General features: G+C 54.4%; 14 protein-coding genes. 13 read left to right on the top strand and 1 reads right to left on the bottom strand.

Annotated elements, in window-relative coordinates; all coding sequences use genetic code 11:
- The first annotated feature begins 276 nt into the window (after positions 1 to 276).
- The 8 genes from gyrA to KJS40_RS11115 all read left to right on the top strand — a co-directional run bounded on the left by gyrA (position 277) and on the right by KJS40_RS11115 (position 10157).
- Positions 277 to 2844 (top strand): DNA gyrase subunit A, encoded by a 2568-nt coding sequence (gene gyrA, locus KJS40_RS11080; protein WP_213537773.1) that lies wholly within the window; start codon positions 277 to 279, stop codon positions 2842 to 2844.
- 277 nt (positions 2845 to 3121) lie between these two features.
- On the top strand, positions 3122 to 4216 hold the full coding sequence (serC, locus tag KJS40_RS11085) for a 3-phosphoserine/phosphohydroxythreonine transaminase (protein WP_213537775.1): 1095 nt from the start codon (positions 3122 to 3124) through the stop codon (positions 4214 to 4216).
- Positions 4209 to 5408 carry a 3-phosphoglycerate dehydrogenase family protein gene (locus KJS40_RS11090; RefSeq protein WP_025041176.1) on the top strand — a complete coding sequence of 400 codons (1200 nt, stop codon included), beginning with the start codon at positions 4209 to 4211 and terminating at the stop codon, positions 5406 to 5408. The genes serC and KJS40_RS11090 overlap by 8 nt, the downstream gene beginning before the upstream one ends.
- Positions 5409 to 5436: 28 nt before the next feature.
- A complete protein-coding gene (pheA, locus tag KJS40_RS11095) occupies positions 5437 to 6504 on the top strand; it encodes a prephenate dehydratase (RefSeq protein WP_213537777.1) in 1068 nt (355 codons plus the stop codon).
- Between the two features lie 110 nt (positions 6505 to 6614).
- Positions 6615 to 7808: a histidinol-phosphate transaminase gene (gene hisC, locus KJS40_RS11100; protein ID WP_213537779.1), complete on the top strand. Its 1194-nt coding sequence runs from the start codon at positions 6615 to 6617 to the stop codon at positions 7806 to 7808.
- Entirely contained in the window at positions 7805 to 8821 is a 1017-nt protein-coding gene (aroF, locus tag KJS40_RS11105) for a 3-deoxy-7-phosphoheptulonate synthase (RefSeq protein WP_213537781.1), read from the top strand. The genes hisC and aroF overlap by 4 nt, the downstream gene beginning before the upstream one ends.
- 34 nt (positions 8822 to 8855) lie before the next feature.
- The gene (locus KJS40_RS11110; protein WP_213537783.1) at positions 8856 to 9755 is read left to right on the top strand and encodes a prephenate dehydrogenase/arogenate dehydrogenase family protein; all 900 of its coding nucleotides are present in this window, start codon (positions 8856 to 8858) and stop codon (positions 9753 to 9755) included.
- 48 nt (positions 9756 to 9803) lie between these two features.
- On the top strand, positions 9804 to 10157 hold the full coding sequence (locus KJS40_RS11115) for a nuclear transport factor 2 family protein (protein ID WP_244859564.1): 354 nt from the start codon (positions 9804 to 9806) through the stop codon (positions 10155 to 10157).
- A 124-nt stretch (positions 10158 to 10281) separates the two neighbouring features.
- Here KJS40_RS11115 and lpxA read toward each other — a convergent pair whose 3' ends face one another.
- Entirely contained in the window at positions 10282 to 11064 is a 783-nt protein-coding gene (lpxA, locus tag KJS40_RS11120; RefSeq protein WP_213539823.1) for an acyl-ACP--UDP-N-acetylglucosamine O-acyltransferase, read from the bottom strand.
- A 258-nt stretch (positions 11065 to 11322) separates the two neighbouring features.
- On the opposite strand from lpxA, the gene KJS40_RS11125 reads away from it, so the two are divergent.
- The 5 genes from KJS40_RS11125 to KJS40_RS11145 are packed head-to-tail and all read left to right on the top strand — an operon-like array spanning position 11323 to position 17647.
- Entirely contained in the window at positions 11323 to 12741 is a 1419-nt protein-coding gene (locus KJS40_RS11125) for an ABC transporter ATP-binding protein (protein WP_213537785.1), read from the top strand.
- An 8-nt stretch (positions 12742 to 12749) separates the two neighbouring features.
- On the top strand, positions 12750 to 13619 hold the full coding sequence (locus tag KJS40_RS11130) for a hypothetical protein (protein WP_213537787.1): 870 nt from the start codon (positions 12750 to 12752) through the stop codon (positions 13617 to 13619).
- 7 nt (positions 13620 to 13626) lie between these two features.
- Positions 13627 to 15492, top strand: coding sequence for a glycosyltransferase (locus tag KJS40_RS11135; RefSeq protein ID WP_213537788.1), 1866 nt, complete (start codon positions 13627 to 13629; stop codon positions 15490 to 15492).
- The gene (locus KJS40_RS11140) at positions 15489 to 16490 is read left to right on the top strand and encodes a Gfo/Idh/MocA family oxidoreductase (RefSeq protein ID WP_213537790.1); all 1002 of its coding nucleotides are present in this window, start codon (positions 15489 to 15491) and stop codon (positions 16488 to 16490) included. The genes KJS40_RS11135 and KJS40_RS11140 overlap by 4 nt, the downstream gene beginning before the upstream one ends.
- Positions 16490 to 17647: a DegT/DnrJ/EryC1/StrS family aminotransferase gene (locus KJS40_RS11145; RefSeq protein ID WP_213537792.1), complete on the top strand. Its 1158-nt coding sequence runs from the start codon at positions 16490 to 16492 to the stop codon at positions 17645 to 17647. The genes KJS40_RS11140 and KJS40_RS11145 overlap by 1 nt, the downstream gene beginning before the upstream one ends.
- Positions 17648 to 17718: the final 71 nt, after the last annotated feature.

Consider the following 17718-nt stretch of genomic DNA (forward strand, 5'->3'; position numbering starts at 1 on the left):
ATTCAAGATCAAATCATCCCTAGGTCATGCAAATAACAAACAAAGCCATTTTATTTTGGCCGCGGCACATTATTGCATATTCGCGTGCCGATTATCTAGTTATATGTCCGTTCTTGTCAAATCATGTTGTTGCAAACGGCATGAATGCTGGAATGCAGGGGTGACTTGAATACAATCGGCATGCTAAAATAAATAGTTTTATGTATCGCTATCCGGGGTGACACTCAGGACGACATTTAGGCTTTAAGCTACTGTTTATCCTGAATAAAATAAGTAATGGATCAATTCGCTAAAGAAACACTGCCCATCAGCCTCGAAGAGGAGATGCGCCGCTCTTATCTTGACTACGCCATGAGCGTGATTGTAGGCCGGGCATTGCCGGATGTGCGGGACGGCTTGAAGCCGGTACACCGCCGGGCACTATTCGCCATGCACGAACTGTCCAACGATTGGAACCGTCCCTATAAAAAGTCGGCGCGTATCGTCGGCGACGTAATCGGTAAGTACCATCCGCATGGCGATACCGCGGTATATGACACCATCGTGCGCATGGCGCAGAACTTTTCGCTGCGCTACATGCTGGTGGATGGCCAGGGCAACTTTGGCTCGGTAGACGGCGATAACGCGGCGGCAATGCGTTATACCGAAATCCGGATGTCGCGGATCGCTCATGAACTATTGGCTGATCTCGACAAGGAAACGGTGGATTTCGGCCCGAACTACGATGGGTCGGAGAAAGAGCCGCTGATTCTACCCGCGAAAATTCCCAATCTGCTTATTAACGGCTCTTCCGGCATCGCGGTCGGCATGGCGACCAACATCCCTCCGCATAACCTCAATGAAGTGGTTGATGCCTGCCTGGCGCTGCTGAAGAATGCCGACACAACCATTGAAGAGTTGATAGAAATCATTCCTGCGCCGGATTTTCCAACTGCCGGCATCATTTACGGCGTCGCCGGGGTGAAGGAAGGCTACCGTACCGGGCGTGGCCGCGTGGTGATGCGCGCGCGCACCCACTTTGAGGATATGGAAAAGGGCAGCCGCCAAAGTATCATCATCGACGAGTTGCCATACCAGGTAAACAAGGCCAATTTGCTGATCCGTATCGGCGAACTGGTGCGCGACAAGAAAATCGAGGGTATTTCCGATTTGCGCGATGAATCGGACAAATCCGGCATGCGCGTGGTCATCGAGCTCCGGCGCGGAGAAGTACCCGAAGTAGTACTGAACAATTTATACAAAGAAACACAAATGCAGGACACCTTTGGCATGAATATGGTGGCCCTGCTGGACGGGCAGCCGCGCCTGCTGAATTTGAAGCAGATGCTTGATGCATTCTTGCGCCACCGCCGCGAAGTGGTGACGAGACGCACCGTATTCGAATTGAAAAAAGCACGTGAGCGCGGGCATCTTCTGGAAGGCCTGGCGGTAGCGCTTTCAAACGTAGATGAAGTGATAGCCCTCATCAAGGCGGCACCTACGCCCGCAGTAGCAAAAGAAGCGTTGATGTCGAGGATATGGCGTTCCACACTAGTGGAAGAAATGCTGGTTCGCGCCTCGGTCGACGTGAAGGCATTTCGACCTGACGGACTGGCGCCTGAATTCGGTTTATCCGGTGATGGATACCGCTTGTCGGATGCGCAAGCGCAAGCGATTCTCGAATTACGCCTGCAGCGGCTGACTGGGCTGGAGCAGGACAAGATCGTGAGCGAATATAAGGAGGTAATGGAAAAAATTGCCGACCTTCTCGACATTCTCGCCAAGCCGGAACGTATCACGACCATTATTACCGAGGAGCTTGTTGCAATAAAGCAACAGTTCGGTGATAAGCGCCGCAGCGAAATCGTTATCGATACTCAGGATTTGAGTATGGAGGATCTGATCACCCCTGAGGATGTGGTCGTGACGCTATCGCATAGCGGCTATATCAAGTCACAGCCGCTCGATGACTACCGGGCTCAAAAACGGGGCGGACGCGGAAAACAGGCAACTGGCACCAAAGAAGACGATTTCATCGATAATCTTTTCATCGCCAATACGCATGACTATATCCTGTGCTTTTCCAGCCGCGGACGTGTTTACTGGATCAAGGTCTACGCTGTGCCCCAGGGTGGTCGCGCCTCGCGCGGCAAGCCCATCGTCAACCTGGTGCAACTGGAACGGGACGAAAAGATCAATGCCATTCTGCCCGTAAAGGTTTTCGAAGAGAATCGTTACATATTTATGGCCACTTCTTTTGGAACCGTGAAAAAAACACCGTTGTCGGAATTTTCCCGCCCTCGCGCCAGTGGCATCATCGCAGTAGGCCTGGATGAGGATGATTTCCTGATCGGCGTAGCCCTGACTGAAGGCAAGCATGATGTGATGCTCTTTTCCGACGGCGGCAAAGCAGTGCGTTTCGATGAGAATGATGTGCGTCCGATGGGGCGCGGCGCGCGTGGCGTACGTGGGATGAAATTGGGCAGCGGTCAGAAAGTAATATCCCTGCTGGTGGCCGAGAGTGAGGAATTGGCGGTCCTGACCGCAACGGAAAATGGCTATGGCAAGCGTACCCCGATAGGTGAATACACTCGTCACGGCCGCGGCAGCCAGGGCATGATTGCGATCAAGACCACTCAGCGCAACGGCAAGGTCGTGGCGGCGAAGCTGGTCAGGCAGGATGATGAGATCATGCTTATTACCACGGGCGGCGTGCTGATTCGCACTCGCGTCAATGAGGTGCGCGAAATGAGCCGCGCGACCCAGGGCGTAACGTTGATCAACCTGGACAAGGGCGAAAAACTCGCTGGACTGGAAAGAGTGGTCGAGGCGGACGAGGAAAAAGACCTGATCCAGAATGTATAAGATTTAGGCGCGCTTTTAAAAATTGAAGGTTGCGGGTAAGCTCATTTATAAATTGCCTGAATGGGAGCGCCGCTTGCGTAGGGCGGGTGAAGCGTAGCGCAACCCACCATTGGTTATTGTCAGCCGCCTTCGCACCGGTATCCGGTCACGGTTAATGTGTTGTGTTGCGTCGTCTTGATGGGTTGCTGACCGCAAGGAGGCGGATTTTTGAATTATCGGGAATAAAAGCGCGAAATATGATTTTCAGTGCATGTCCTGTAGAGATAAAGGGGTTTTAATGGAGCATATATACAACTTCAGCGCAGGCCCAGCGGTATTACCGACGGAAGTTCTGCAACAAGCGCGCGATGAAATGCTCGACTGGCATGGCAGCGGCATGTCTGTTATGGAGATGAGCCATCGCGGCAAGGAATTCATGTCCATTGCGGCTAAGGTTGAAGCCGATTTGCGCGAACTGGCAGGCATCCCTGCCAACTATAAGGTTCTGTTCTTAACCGGCGGCGCGTCCACTCAGTTTGCCACGGCGCCCATGAACCTGCTGCGCGGAAAAAAAAGCGCCAACTACGTCAATACGGGTGAGTGGTCCAAGAAGGCCATTAAGGAAGCGAAGAAATATGCTGCCGTGAATGTCGCGGCCACATCCGAAGATGCGAATTTCACCTACGTGCCGCCACAGGATACGTGGAATATCGATCCTAACGGGGCCTATTTGCATTACACACCCAACGAGACAATCGGGGGAGTGGAATTCAACTGGGTTCCGGATTTATCGCACATGAAGGTTGACATGCCGCTAGTGGCAGACATGTCCTCCAGCTTTATGTCACGCCCTATCGATGTGGCCCGGTTCGGGGTGATTTATGCCGGTGCGCAGAAAAACGTCGGCCCGGCCGGATTGTGCATTGTCATTGTCCGCGACGACTTGCTGGGACAAACCATCCCTGGCACGCCGACCATGTTCGACTATAAAATTCACGCTGATTCCGACTCGATGTATAACACCCCACCGACCTACGCCATGTATATTACCGGCCTTGTGCTGGAGTGGTTGAAAAAAAACGGCGGGTTGGCTGCAATGGAAAAGGTAAACGTTGCCAAGGCCAATCTGTTGTACGGTTTGTTGGATACCACCGATTTTTATCATTGTCCCGTAGCCAAAGCCGACCGCTCGCGCATGAATGTGCCGTTCACGTTAAAAAATGCCGCGCTCGATGACGAGTTTCTGAAACAGGCCAAGGCACGCGGCTTGATCCAGTTGAAGGGCCATCGTTCAGTGGGAGGGATGCGCGCTTCGATATACAACGCCATGCCCCTCGAAGGGGTAAAGGTCCTGGTTGAATTCATGAAAAAATTTGCGAGTGATCATGCCTGAACGCGCACATAAGATCTTCCGGATACTTACGCTCAACCAGATTTCACCGCTGGGCCTGAAGCTGTTTGACACGCATCATTACACCATTGGGGACGATATAACCGAGCCGGATGCAATCCTGGTGCGTTCACACAACATGCTGCAAATGGATATCGCACCCAGCGTAAAAGCGATAGGCCGCGCAGGTGCGGGCACCAACAACGTTCCGGTGAAAGACATGAACCTTCGTGGTGTACCGGTCTTTAACGCACCCGGTGCAAACGCCAATGCGGTGAAAGAACTGGTGCTTGCCGGCTTGCTGATGGCGTCACGCAACCTAGTCCCGGCGATTCGCTTTGCCGAGGATTTGCAGGGCGATAATGCGACGCTGCACAAACTGGCGGAGGCCGGCAAGAAGCAATTCGCGGGAATTGAATTGCCGGGTCGCACGCTCGGGATCGTAGGCCTGGGTGCGGTAGGACGTCTGGTGGCGGATGCGGCGCTCCGGCTTGGCATGAAAGTGATGGGTTACGATCCGAATATAACGGTGGACGCAGCCTGGAATTTATCGGCGGATGTCAAACGCGCCGAGAGCATGGAAGATCTGCTGCGCAATAGTGAATTTGTGACGTTGCATGTGCCCCTGCTGGACGCCACACGGCACCTGATCAATCACAAGCTCGTGTCAAATATGAAAGCCGGCACGATTCTGCTCAACTTCTCCCGCGACGGTATCGTCGACGAGAGTGCGGTACTCGAAGGAATCGACTCGGGCAAAATAAAATATTATGTTTGCGATTTTCCCAGTCAGTTACTACGGCACCGAACGACTGTGATCACGCTGCCGCATCTGGGCGCATCGACGATGGAAGCAGAGGAGAATTGTGCGGTAATGGTAGTGAACCAGATAGTTGATTATCTTGAAAACGGAAACATTACCAACGCGGTCAATTTCCCCAACATAACAATGGAACGCGGATCTCCTTTCCGTCTGGCGGTAGCAAATTCCAACGTGCCCAATATGCTGGGGCAGATTTCCACCGGTATGGCCAAAGCAGGTCTTAACATTCTTAACATGGGCAATAAATCCCGCGGCGAGATGGCCTACACGCTGGTTGACGTCGACAGGCCCGTACCGCAAGAAACAATAGACGAGATTGCGGCAATTCGTGGCGTATTAATGGTGCGCTACGTGCCGATACTGGCTAAATAATTATAGCCACTATAAGAATTCATTCTCGATGACCGGTCAACTCAAACAGCTGCGCGATAAGATAGATGCGATTGACAGCAAGTTGCTCAAGCTAATGAGCGACCGCGCTGGTCTCGCACGAGAGATCGGACAGATCAAGAACGGCACGGCATATCGCCCCGAGCGGGAAGCCCAGGTGTTGGCCCGGTTATGCGAGCTAAATCCCGGACCGCTGGACAACGAACATATTGTGCGATTATTTACGGAAATCATGTCACTGTGCCGATCCATGGAAGAACCTTTGACGGTAGCATATCTGGGTCCCCGGGGAACCTTTTCGGAAGAAGCCGCGCTAAAGCGCTTTGGTGGCGTGGTAACGACTCTGGCCTGCACCTCGATAGATGATGTATTTCGAAAGGTGGAATCGGGTGCAGCCGGTTATGGGGTCGTGCCTGTGGAGAATTCCACCGAAGGTGCAGTGGGCAGGTCGCTGGACTTGCTGCTGCAAACCCCGTTAAAAGTATGCGGTGAAATTGCGTTGCCTATACATCAGCTTCTGCTTGCGCGGCATGTTGATCTCGCACGCATCACAAAAATTTACTCTCATCCTCAATCATTCTCTCAATGTCATGAGTGGCTTAACGCTAACCTGCCCCATTTGACCGGACAAGCGCGGATCAATGCGGCGAGCAATGCAGATGCGGCGAGACTGGCCGCAGAGGATGAAAATGCAGCAGCGGTAGCCGGGAGAAAAGCGGGAGAGGTATTCGGGCTCACCGTCTGTGCTGAAAATATCGAGGACGATCCTAATAACACCACGCGTTTTCTCGTAATCGGCGCACAGGAAGTAGCGCCTTCGGGCAAGGATAAAACCTCACTGGTCATGTCGGCCCGGAATCTTCCGGGCGCGATACATGGGTTGCTGGCTCCGCTGGCGGCTCACGGGGTCAGTATGAGCCGCCTGGAGTCGCGGCCTTCTCGCGCGGGTTTATGGGAGTATGTGTTTTTTGTGGATATCGAAGGTCATCAGCAAGATACAAAAGTCGCGAAAGCGCTACAGGAATTGCGGGAGAAGGCAGCCTTCCTGAAAGTACTCGGCTCCTATCCCGCATTATAACTGTATCCTGAATGATCAATTTCGGGAATGGAATTCCGTACTGCTAATCCACCCGCTTTCAGTTTTTATCATCGTTTTGCTGTACTTCGGCAATTTATGGATTTGAACTTATGAATGTTTGTGATTTGGCTCCTGAATATATTCGCGCCATCAGTCCCTATCAACCCGGCAAACCCATCTCGGAACTGGCGCGAGAGATGGGTATGGATGAGCGTGCCATCATCAAGCTTGCATCTAACGAAAACCCCCTGGGAACGAGCCCGCTGGCGCGGAAGGCGATGAGCAAGGCGCTGGATGAGGTGTCGCTTTATCCGGATGGAAGCGGCTTTGAGCTAAAAGCAGCGTTATCCCAGCGTTATGGCGTAGCCAGCGATCAGATTGTGTTAGGCAACGGTTCCAATGATGTTCTGGAGCTGGCGGCCCGGGTATTCCTGAAGCCGGGCGCTTCAGCGGTATATTCGCAACATGCCTTTGCTGTCTACCCGCTGGTGACACAGGCGGCAGGCGCAAGCGGCATCTCGATTCGAGCCAGAAATTATGGTCATGACCTCGATGCCATGCTGGATGCGGTCATGCCTGAAACCCGCATGGTGTTTATTGCCAATCCTAACAATCCCACCGGCACGCTGCTGGCTGCGCCTGATGTATTGCGTTTTCTGGAACGGGTATCGTCAGATGTGCTGGTAGTCCTTGATGAGGCTTATAACGAATATTTGCCGAATCCCCTCAAGGCGGACAGTATCGAGTGGCTGAAGCGTTTCCCCAATCTGCTGATCACCCGCACTTTTTCCAAGGCTTACGGCATGGCGGGTGCACGCGTAGGCTTCGGGCTGGCGCATCCTGATGTCAGCGGCCTGATGAATCGGGTACGCCAACCGTTCAACGTGAATAGCATTGGCCTCGCCGGCGCAGCAGCCGCGCTGGAAGATGTAGAATTCGTGAAACGCTCTTACGCGCTCAACCAGGCAGGAATGCTCCAGATTACCACCGGACTGCGGCAACTCGGCATCGAATACATTCCGTCCTACGGTAATTTTTTGAGTTTCCGGGTGCGGGGAAATATCAAAGTGGTGAATGAGAGCCTTCTGAAACAGGGCGTCATTGTACGCCCCATTGGTATTTATGAAATGCCGGAGCATCTTCGTGTCACTGTTGGACTGGAATCAGAAAATCAGAGATTTTTGAAATCCCTTGAGATGGCACTTGACGCAGCCCAAGACGTAATTCCCGAAGCCACGTCTGCAATGCCCCCAAAAACGACCCGCGAGGCAGTCCCTGCAATAGAAACCGGAGGATCAGCTTGATCATTGTTATGAATAGTGGCGCCAGCGCCGAGCAGATTGACACAGTGGTAACCAAGATTCAAAGCTTCGGTCTTGACGCAAATGTTTCCCGCGGCACCGAACGTACGGTTATCGGCGCCGTCGGCGACGAACGCAAACTCACCCCGGAAATGTTCGATTCCTTGAGCGGCGTCGAATTTTCAATGCACATCCTCAAGCAGTACAAGATCGTTTCGCGCGAATCGCACAAGCACGATTCGATAATAAACGTGGGTGGGGTGCCAATTGGCGGCAACCAGGTGCAGGTGATCGGGGGCCCGTGTTCAGTGGAAACGCAGGAGCAAATGGATCTGGCGGCGCAACAAGTTTCGGCGGCGGGTTGCAAACTGATGCGTGGCGGCGCATTCAAGCCGCGCACCAGTCCGTATACGTTTCAGGGAAATGGTGAAGAAGGTTTGAAAATGTTCCGCAAGGCTGCGGATAAGCACAACCTGGGCATCGTTACCGAGCTGATGGATGCACGCATGCTCGACACCTTTCTCAAGTATGACGTGGATGTGATCCAGATCGGTACCCGCAGTATGCAAAATTTCGAGCTTCTGAAAGAAGTGGGGCGCGTCAATAAGCCGGTGATACTCAAGCGCGGGATGTCCGCGACTGTCTCCGAATGGCTGATGGCTGCTGAATACATTGCCGCCGGCGGCAACCACAACATCATTTTTTGCGAGCGCGGCATACGCACTTTTGAAACAGCCTACCGCAATGTGATGGATGTAACCTGCATCCCGGTACTGAAAAAAGAAACCCATTTGCCTGTGATCGTCGATCCTTCTCACGCCGGGGGCAAAACCTGGATGGTGCCCGCACTTGCACGCGCAGCCATCGCTGCGGGGGCTGACGGCTTATTGGTAGAAATGCACCCCAATCCATGCGAAGCCTGGTGTGATGCCGATCAGGCGTTGAATCCGCAGGAATTCCATGGCCTCATGGGCTCACTGAAAGGAATTGCGGAAGTAATCGGACGAAGTTTATAGTTCGAGTTCGTTCCGATAAAAGTCACTTCTTATTATGACAAACGTCGTGATCAACAAACTGGTGATTATCGGCGTTGGCCTGATCGGCGGTTCTTTCGCGCTGGCGTTACGCAAGGCAGAGCTGGCCGGGCATATCATCGGTGTAGGTCGCAGCCGGGAAAACATGGCGCGCGCCCTGAAGCGGGGGTTGATAGACGAGATTGCCGGAGACCTTCCATCGGCGTTGAAGCGTGCAGATATCGTATTCCTTGCCGTACCCGTCGGCCAGACCGGCGAAATCATGGCGAAGATTTCCCCATACCTTGAACCTGACTCAATAGTGACCGATGCCGGCAGCACCAAACAGGATGTCATCGCGGCGGCGCGTTCTCATCTGACTGGAAACCTGCAAAATTTCGTTCCGGGTCATCCCATTGCCGGAGCGGAACAAAGTGGTGCAGGCGCGGCTCGCGCCGACCTGTTCCGTTCGAAAAACGTGGTATTGACGCCTCTGGAAGAAACCAGCAGCAACGCGGTAAATCGGGTAAAAGAATTATGGCAGGCTTGTGGCGCATGCGTCTCTCTGATGAGTGCCGGCCAGCACGACAAGATTCTTGCCACGGTAAGCCACCTTCCCCATTTGTTGGCATTCACGCTAATGAATCATGTCTACCGCGCTGGTCATGGGCCGGATGGTATGCCGCGCCCGAATGATCCGCTACACTTTGCCGGCACCGGATTTCGCGATTTTACCCGCATTGCCGCGAGTTCCCCCGAGATGTGGCGCGATATATGCCTCGGCAATCGCGAAGCCCTGGTTGATCAAATCGACGCTTATCAGCGTGAACTGGCTGCCTTACGCGAAACGCTGGCGCGCGACGATGGTGACGCACTCGAAAAAGCTTTCGCCAATGCACGTGAAGCGCGGCAACAATGGCTGAAAAATACGTCCTGAATCCGGTATATCATACTGAATGCGTGAGTTTATAACTGGAGAGGATAAATGATGACCTTGAAAGAAAAGCTGGACGACTTGAACAATATGATCCTGAAGGGTCAAATCCTGGAATCCATGGACAAATATTACCACCCCGATTGCGTCGTTATGGAAAAGAACGACGTAGTGGCAACAGGGCTACAAGAAGCCAAAAACCGGGAAGCGGAAATTTTCAAGGGCGTCGAAGCGTGGCTGAAATCAGAGATTATAGCGACCGCCGTGGGTGAAAACGTCACGATGACCGAATGGCACTATGAATACAAGCACCGGGACTTCGGGCATAAAAAATTCGACCAGGTAGCTGTTCAGCACTGGAAAGATGAAAAGATCATTCGCGACCGGTTCTACGCCCTTTACTGAGGGGTAGCTCAGCAGTTCAGGTTGCCTGCTCTTTCGTAATTCATAAACAGGCTTATGCCTGCCTTGCAGCATGAACTCTCATTTCTGTCGTGCTATTTCAAAAGCGCTCTGGTGTCTCTGGTATTTAGCGAATAATGCCTCGGCCGCGAACGGAAAGAAAATCAAGAAAATTGCGGACTTCCGATGCCCCGGGCGCTAGCGGCATGATCCGAGCTTCTGCTTCGCTCAGAGAAAGGCCGGATCGATAAACCAGCCTATACGCATGCTTTAATGCATGGATGACTTCCGTCGAAAAACCTCTGCGCTTGAGCTCCCTCAGGTTGAGGCCATGGGGCCTGGCTGTATTGCCCGCCGCTAATACATAAGGAGGCAGGTCTTGAGTGAGTATGGTGCCCAGGGCGGTAAAGCTATAGGCGCCTATACGAACAAACTGGTGGACGGCGGTGAATCCGCCGAGACCCGCGTAATCCCCCACCTGTACATGCCCAGCCAATGAAGCGTTGTTAACGAACGTAGTGAAATTGCCTACCTGACAATCGTGTGCCAGATGAACATAGGCCATCAAGAAGTTATCATTTCCCAGGCGGGTTATGCCCGCGCCATGGCTGGTGCCCCGGTTAAAGGTGCAGCACTCACGGATCGTATTGCGATCGCCTATTTCCAGCCTGGTCGGCTCACCGCTGTATTTCTTGTCCTGCGGTTCATCGCCTAGCGAACAAAACTGGAAAACGCGATTGTCGCAGCCGATGCGTGTATGACCCTTGATGACGACGTGTGGCCCGATCTGGGTATTGTCGCCAATTTCCACGTGCTCGCCGATGATTGAATAGGCTCCGACGGCAACACCCGAGCCGAGATGGGCGCCTGGATGAACGATCGCAGCCGGGTGAATAAGATTTTCCTTCATGTGCTCGGAGATGGAAACCGCAAAATAAAAGCTCATATATACATATATACATATATACATATATATAGATATACAACTGGCTTGTCGTTTGCTTCAGCCAGACAGTAGCTAGCACTCTAATTCTGCGCTAAGATAAATTTCGATAAGCTTGGCGATGAGCTGCGGTTACCCATCCTTCGTTCGCAATCGATAGGTATCCCGCAACGCGTATGCAACAACATGAGCAGTGTTAGCGGTCTAACGAAATAGAACCACATAATGCCACCCTTGTCCCAACCCGCCCTCGGCGATGCCATTGACAGTGTAGATATCGCACTTCGCGTTTCGAACCTGTCAAAAACATACCGTATTTATGATCGCTCACAAGACCGGCTACTGCAGAGCTTATGGGGCAGCCGCAAGCAACTTTACCGCGAATTCATGGCACTGGACAGCATCTCATTTGATGTCTATCGCGGCGAAACCGTCGGCGTCATTGGCCTCAACGGTTCAGGCAAGAGCACATTGCTGCAACTGATCGCCGGAACATTGACGCCCACTAAAGGTGAAATATCCATCAACGGCAAAGTATCGGCATTGCTCGAGTTGGGAGCCGGTTTCAATACCGAATTTACCGGACGCGAAAACATCTATCTGGCGGCATCGATTGCGGGGCTTACCAGCCTCGAGGTCGAGCAGCGTTATGACCGAATTGCGGCGCATGCTGATATCGGCGGCTTTATCGACCAACCTGTTAAGACATATTCCAGCGGCATGTACGTGCGTCTTGCATTCGCGGTAGCGATATCGGTCGAACCCGACGTGCTGATTATAGACGAGGCGCTCGCGGTAGGAGATATGGAGTTTCAGACAAAGTGCATGGTGACGTTGAAAAAGATGCAGGAACGGGGCACCACCATCTTGTTCGTCAGCCATGATATTGGCGCCGTCAGCGCACTATGTCGACGCACGCTTTACCTGAAGCGGGGACAGGCACGTGAGTTTGGACCTACCGCAGAGGTGGTTGCGCGTTATATTCGTGAGGTGCAGGAAGCAAACAACCGGACGATTACCGGCGCTATCGCTGACGCTGTCACTCAAGCCACAGAAACCACCGGGATCACTGAAGCCGCCGGAATCCCTGACGCTATTGAAAATACCGGAACCGCTCGAACCGCTATAACGATGAGCAGCCTTCCACCTGCAGGGAACGAGCAATTCGCGCGCTTTGCCGAAAAGGCGAACCATTGCCGTTCAGGTACTGGCGATATAAGAATCATGTACGCGGAGATGCTGGACGATAAGGGGCTGCCCGTTCGCTCAGCGGAGTTTGGGCAGGAGGTATCCATACGAATTATCGTCGAAGCCGTCCGCACCTGTACCTTTTCCGTCAACTACAAGATTTGCGACAAGAACCGTACGCCGGTCATCGGGGCCGATTTTTTGATGCAAGGCCAGGCGCTGCTGACGTTGGCGCCAGCGCAGCAGGCGGAAGTCGTTTACCGGACATCCCTTCCCCTGACCGATGGCAGATACAGCCTGAGAATCTCGCTGACACACCCTATCAAGGCGCATCAACAGGCATTGTTTTTCGACATAGTGGAGATTGGGCATGTGTTCGAGGTACTGCCAAACCCGACAGCCAAGTTCTGGACGCAGGTTTACCTTCCGAATGCGCTGGATATCAAAGTGTTATGAGGAGTATCATGCGACCCGCGCCTGAAAGGCGCAGTTTGCTGGTAATCGGCCACCCTGGCCATGAATTGCGCGTCTACGGCTGGATTGGCCAGGTACGGCCCATCGTCTGCATTCTTACCGATGGTTCCGGTAGCGATGGCACGGCCAGGCTGGATAAAACGCTGGAAATCCTGCACGAATCAGGTGCGGAGATCGGACCGCTGTGCGGGGAACTCAGCGATCGGGAAATTTATGAGAAAATCCTGCGTCATGAATACGATCCGTTCGATATCCTGTGCGAACGGCTGGCCAGGCTCATCACCACGCGAGATATCGATCTGGTCGTCAGCGACGCTATAGAAGGTTACAATCCGGTCCACGATTTGTGCGAGGCATTGGTTCGCACGGCGGTCGGTATCGCCAGGAATGCCAATGATGCTGACAGCAACGAAAATACCGATAAAAAAAGCAATGGAACACCTCGCTCGATCCGGCATTACACCATTCCCCTGATGAACGATCCCCGTCCAGCTACAGGCAGCATGGAAGCCGCGCACCATGCAATTGAATTGACACCGCTGCGGTTCAAGCAGAAGCTGGAGGCGATGCGGAGCTATGCCGCCAGCGCGGGAGGAATCCTGCAGCAGGAAGTGGGAGAGGCGTTTCACAACTTTGGTGAACAGGCTTTCGCTCGTGAGTACCTGTTTGCGGCTGCCTCGCCAGGGCAGGAACCGGAACGGCGTTTCTCGCGACAAAAACCCTTTTATGAAACCTATGGCGAACAAAAAGTTGCTGCCGGTCGTTATCAATCTGTCATTCGTTTCCACGAACATGTTCTGCCAATTGTGAATCACCTTCGCAAGAAGGTATCGGACACGCGGGCGGATGCGCAGGGATGAAGCTGCAATGAGGGTGCTGATCACCAATAACACGCTGGATAGCCGCGCCGGGTCCGAGGTCTACGTGCGTGATCTCGCGCTCGCGCTGTTGCGGCGCGGCCATAACCCGGTGGCCTATAGCACCCGGCTCGGAATGGTCGCCAATGAGTTGCGCGAGGCAACCATCCCGGTAATCGACGACCTCAGGCTGCTGACAGCGGTTCCGGACATCATCCATGGACAGCATCACCTGGATGCAATGACCGCCATGTTGCATTTCCCTGATACGCCGGCCGTCTATTTCTGCCATGGTTGGCTGCCCTGGGAGGAGATGGCGCCACACTTCCCCACTATTCAGCGCTATGTCGCGGTCGACGACCTCTGCCGGGAGCGCCTGCAATGCGTGCACGGTGTCCCCGGCGAGCGCATCCGGATGATTCGCAATTTTGTCGATCTGCGGCGTTTTGCGCTGCGCGGCGATCTGCCCGCGACCCCTCGTCGCGCGCTGGTCTTCAGCAATTACATAAACGAGGATGGTTGCCTGGGCATTTTGCGTCAGGCTTGTGCCGGCCGCGGCATCGAGCTGGATGCCATCGGTCTTTCCGTCGGGCATAGTGAAGCCCGGCCCGAGCAGATTCTCGGCCAATACGATATTGTATTTGCCAAAGCGCGGTGTGCGCTTGAGGCGCTCGCCTGCGGGACGGCACTGATTGCTTGCGATGCCGCCGGCCTGGGTGGCATGGTCACGCCGGGCAATTACGAAAGATTTCGCGCGCTGAACTTCGGCATCCGCACCTTGCGTGATCCCATTACTGTCGAAGCCATCACCAGGGAAATCGATCTGTACGATGCAACCAGCGCCCGCGAAGTCACTCAACGTGTACGATCGGAAGCGGCCATGGAACCGGCAATCGATGAGATTATCGATGTGTACCAGGAAGCAGTCGATGCGCAGCTTGCCGCTCGAGCTACGAAATATCCGGAAAAAGAAACTGACTACCGTCCCCATTTCCTGACTGCCAGCGATTATCTTCGCGGGGTCGCAGATTTCACCAAGGGCCGTTACCGAGCCGAGCAAGAGCGGGACCAAGCCCGGGTCGAAGCGGCGGCGCAGCGTTTGCGTACAGAACAAGCCGAGTCCGAGCTGGCGAGAATTCGCAACTCGCGTCTCTGGCCTGTCGTGACCTCACTCTACCGCTTGAAGAACGCCGTATGGAATCGTCCTGTGGCTACGCTAAAAATACGTCAGGATAATCGCCGCGATGGAGATAATCAGGGCATTCATGGTAGCCATGCTTTAGACGACCATCCCCGAATATTCGAACAAATCTACCAGTATAATTCATGGCAAAGTGCTGAATCCCGGTCCGGACCCGGCTCGACCCTGGAGCGAACCAAGGCGTTGCGACAGGAGTTACCCGCAGTGCTAAGCAGATTGGGCGTCCGAACGCTGGTCGATGCGCCATGTGGCGACTGCAATTGGCGCCAGCACATCGAAATCGACCTGGATGCCTACATTGGCGTCGATATCGTTCCTGCATTGATCGAGGACAATCGCCGGCGCTACCGGAATTTCAACTGGAAGTTCGAAGTTGTCGACATGATCAAAGATCCGCTGCCCCCGGGCGATGCCGTACTCTGCCGCGATGCCCTGATCCATCTGTCACTTGCAGATATCGGCCGGGCTCTTTCCAACATTCGCCGCTCAGGGGCAAAATATCTGCTGGCAACCAGCCATGAAGCAATTAGCGTGAATACCGACATCGCTACCGGCGGATGGCGTTCAGTGAACCTTATGCTGGCACCCTTTAATCTTTCGGCCCCGCTGGAACGCATTGTTGAAAACCCGCAGACCGGCAAGATACTGGGCGTATGGGCGCTGGGCAAACCATGACTCGGCCCGTCCGCGATCTCGAATTGCCGAGTGGCGTCCAGGACCAGGCGCGTCCCATCGATACCGCCGTTGTGGGAGTGGGCTATTTCGGCAGCCTGCACGCGCTATGTTACTCGAGATTGCCGGGCAGCCGGCTGCGGGCGTTGGTCGACCCTGATCCAATGACCGAATCCTTTGCCGACTACCTTGGCGTAAGCTGGTTCAGTCATCTTGCCGATCTCCCATCCACGGTGCGTGCGGTATCGGTGGCGACACCTGTCGCCACGCACTATGCGCTGACAAAAGCCCTGCTTCAGCGTGGGTTGGATGTGCTGCTGGAAAAACCGATTGCAGAAACCGCGGCACAGGCAGCGAAACTGCAGATCATGGCGGATGCAAAGCGTTGTGTTCTGCAGATCGGCCACATTGAGCGCTTCAATCCCGCGTTTGCCACCGGCCCGGCCTTGCTGTGCCGGGCTCATACCATCCAGACGGTACGCACTACGCATCGCAAGCCACGTGCGGGTGCGCTGGATGTGGTGATCGATTTGATGATTCATGACCTCGACCTGGTTCTGCACGGGGTAGCCTCCCCCGTGGTCGAATTTCATGCCTCGGGCAGCAGTCATCATTTGACCCCTATCGATGAAGCACAGGTTGAGCTAACCTTCGCTAACGGTTGCCGCGCGTCCCTGCGCGCACACTGGGGCTCAGCCGCAAGAAAAGAAGACCGGTGCATGACTGCGGAACTGCACGACAATGAAACCTGGACCATTGATTTTCGGCGCCGAATCACCTACCGTAATTTCCCCACGGGTCTCTCGCGCCCCGGCGATACCCACAACCCTTCCCTCCCCCATTCTGCGCCCGGCGTACAGCAGGACGCGCTGAGCCTGCAACTCACCGCTTTCCTGGACGCTTCGCGCCACCGCGCAGTACCGCGGGTCACTTCGGGAGAAGGCCATGCAGCGCTTTACCTGGCGCAACAGATCCGACAACGGATACTCGACGGCGCCTGATGATCGTACCGCAATTGGATCTGGGTTCAGAGTATGAGCAATTACGCGTCGAGATCGATGCTGCGGTGCAGCGGGTACTCGCAAGCGGCAACTTCATCGGCGGTGCTGAAAATGATGCATTGGAACGCGAGTTGGCCGACTATATCGGGGTTGCTGAGGTGGTCTGCGTCAACTCCGGTACGGATGCACTGCTGCTCTCGCTCAAGGCGCTGGGCATAGGTGCAGGCGATGAGGTCATCGTGCCGGGTTTCACTTTTTTCGCGACAGCGGAGGCTGTTTGCCTGACCGGCGCCCAACCGCGTTTCGCCGACTGCTCAGCCCGGCACTATAATATCGACGTGGGTAGCGTACGGCAGGCTTTGATGCCTCGGACGAAAGCGGTTATTGCCGTCCATCTTTTTGGGGAACCGGTTGACCTCGCGCCACTGCAGCAATTCTGCGAAAGCCATGGCTTGTGGCTGATTGAGGATGCGGCGCAAGCAATCGGTGCACGATATCGCGGTCGCGGCATCGGATCATTCGGCGTCACCGGCGCCTTCAGCTTTTATCCTACGAAAAATCTTGGCGCCTACGGAGACGGTGGCGCAATTACCTGCAACGATTCGGCCTTGGCCGCACGGCTGCGCAGCCTCAGGAATCACGGTCGCCAGAACCGCTATCAACATACCGAAATCGGTTGCAACAGTCGTCTCGATGAGATCCAGGCAGCCATTCTACGAGTCAAGCTTCCTTACCTGGATGAGTGGAACGCGCAACGCCGGCAACTTGCCACTCTTTATCAGGAGGCCTTGCGCGATACGGCCTGTGGCTGGCCAATAGCGATAAAGGATAGTATTCCTGTCCATCACCAGTTTGTCGTTACCCATCCCCGGCGCAACGCACTGCAAATATTCCTGGCTGAGCGCGATATCGCAACTGCCGTGTTTTATCCTATCCCCTGCCATCTACAACCGGCCTTCTCCATATCGCATGCCGGGGTATCACTGCCGCTGGCCGAGCGCCTCGCCGATCAGGTGCTGGCCCTGCCCATCTTCCCCGCGCTGCCGGTAGAAAAAGTGGCGCACATCGCGAAAATGATACGGGTCTTTGAGCAGCGCTTCCCAATTGACGTGGAATATTCGCCTGTCCGAAAAGCGGCGCCAGCAATTAGCGATTAGATAGAAAGCAGTTCAGCCCGGAAAAGCCTAGGCGCTATCCGTGATTGATTTATAGCTGCATGAGTATTAGG

The organism is Nitrosospira sp. NRS527 (assembly GCF_018406445.1).
In the GTDB taxonomy this organism is placed as follows: domain Bacteria; phylum Pseudomonadota; class Gammaproteobacteria; order Burkholderiales; family Nitrosomonadaceae; genus Nitrosospira; species Nitrosospira briensis.